The sequence below is a fragment of the Nonomuraea sp. H19 genome (genome assembly GCF_052068215.1).
Classification (GTDB): Bacteria; Actinomycetota; Actinomycetes; order Streptosporangiales; family Streptosporangiaceae; genus Nonomuraea.
The window spans coordinates 1-2,044 of sequence record NZ_JBQHCV010000102.1 but is presented as its reverse complement, the minus strand read 5'-3'; the positions used below and the strand labels follow the sequence as shown (position 1 = coordinate 2,044).

The following is a 2,044-nucleotide window of genomic DNA, read 5'->3' as shown; positions in this document are numbered from 1 at the left end:
CCAGAATGGATCAGCACCCGCTCACCACGGGTGAGCCCGGCCAGATCGACCAGCCCATACCACGCCGTCGCGAACGCTCCCGGAACCGACGCCGCACGGGCAAAGCTCCACCCCTGCGGCATCCCCACCATCATCCGGTGATCAGCCACCACCCGCGGACCGAACGTCCCCTCGCCCAGCCCCATCACCCGATCGCCGACCCGCAGCCCTTCCACCGCGGACCCGACCTCGGCGATGATCCCGGCGAACTCGACGCCCATCGCCCCGGCCTCACCCGGGTACATGCCCAAGGAGTTGAGCACGTCGCGGAAGTTCAGGCCGGCCGCGCGGACGTCCACCCGCACTTCACCGGCAGCCAGCTCCCGGCCAGCCTCTGGGGCCGGGATCAAGTTCAGCCCATCGATGGATCCCTTGACGGAGCTGTCCAGCCGCCAGGCGTCCGCCCCCTCGGGAGTCGGAAGGTCGCCGGAGCTGTCCGCCCGAGCCAGACGAGGCACCAGCACCCGCCCGGCACGCACCGCCATCTGCGGCTCGTCCTCCACACCCAGCAAAGAGGCCAGCGCGGTGAGCGACTCGGCCGCACCATCGAGGTCGACCAGCACGATCCGGCCTGGGCTCTCCGCCTGCACCGAGCGCACCAACCCCGAGACGGCAGCCTCAACCAGAGCGCCACCATCAGCGCTGCCGGTCTCGGTACCGGTCGTCACCGCGCCCGTGGTGACCAGCACCAGCCGGGTCTCGGCCAGCCGCTCATCGGCCAGCCAGTCGCGCAGCACGCCCACGACCCGATCCAGCTCCGACCGCAGTTCCTCCAGGGGCCCATGCCCGTCCCGGCCAGGAACGTCCATCTGCAGGCGCATCACGACGGCTGCGGGAAGGTCCTGCCCGGAGGCGACCGCGTCGCCCAACGCCGCCGCGTCCACGTACTCTTCGGCACCGCCACCGGCGGACTCGACAGCCGCGGCCAGACCGGGCCACCGCTCGCCCACCACCGCCACGTCCCCTGCAGGGGACCCCGGCAGTTCACCCGGCAACGGCACCCAGTCCATTCGCAGCAGCGACGACGAGGATGCGGTCGCGGTCAGCTTCTGGTCCGCGAGCTCCCGCAGGATCAGCGAACCGATCGAGGCCACGGCCTGCCCTGCGGAGTCTCCTGCCTCCAGGGTCACCGCACTGTCGTCGGCGCGACGCAGGCGTACGCGCAGGTGGCTCGCGCCGGAGGCGTACAGTCGCACCCCGGTCCAGGCGAAAGGCAGAGTGATCTTCGTGTCGGCGCGGTCCGCGTCGGAGAGTCGGTCGGCTACGCCGATGGCGTGCAGCGCCGCGTCCAGCAGCGCCGGGTGGATGCCGTAACGGCCGACCTCGGCGGTTTCCCGCTCACCGAGTTCCACTTCGGCGAACACTTCTCCGTCGCGCTCCCAGGCCCGCTTGAGTGCCTGGAACGCCGGTCCGTATCCGTACCCTGCGGCGGACAACGTCTCGTAGTGGTTCGAAACGTCCACCGCCTGCGCTCCTGGCGGCGGCCACTGGCTCCAGTCGAAACCCGCCGCGTCGCCGCTGTCCGCTGTGGCCACGATCCCGGTGGCATGACGCGTCCACGGCCGCGTACCGCTGCGGGCGTAGACCGTCACCTCGCGCCGGCCGTCCTCATCGGCGGCGGCCACGGCCACCTGGATCAGGACCCGCTCGTCCCGTTCGATCACCAGCGGCGTCTCGAGCGTCAGCTCTTCCACCACCGAGCAGCCGACCTCGTCGGCCCCGCGCACCACCAGCTCCACGAACCCGGTGCCGGGGAACAGGACCTTCTCTCCCACCGCGTGGTCGGCCAGCCACGGATGCGTGGCGACCGAGATCCGCCCGGTCAGCACCATGCCGCCCTGATCGGGCAACTCCACCGCGGCTCCCAGCAGGGGATGGTCCGCGGGGGCCTGGCCCAGCCCGTCCACGTTCGTGGCGGCCGATGTCGCTTCGAGCCAGTAGTGGTGGTGTTGGAAGGGGTAGGTGGGCAGGTCGGTGGTGGTGGCGCCGGTGTTGGTGAAGAGGT

Annotated in this window: 1 protein-coding gene; it reads right to left on the bottom strand. The window is 71.2% G+C overall.

Going from position 1 to position 2,044, the window contains the following annotated elements; genetic code table 11:
- On the bottom strand, positions 1–2,044 hold a 2,044-nt coding region (locus tag ACTMTI_RS56705), incomplete at both ends, for a polyketide synthase dehydratase domain-containing protein (protein WP_441129379.1).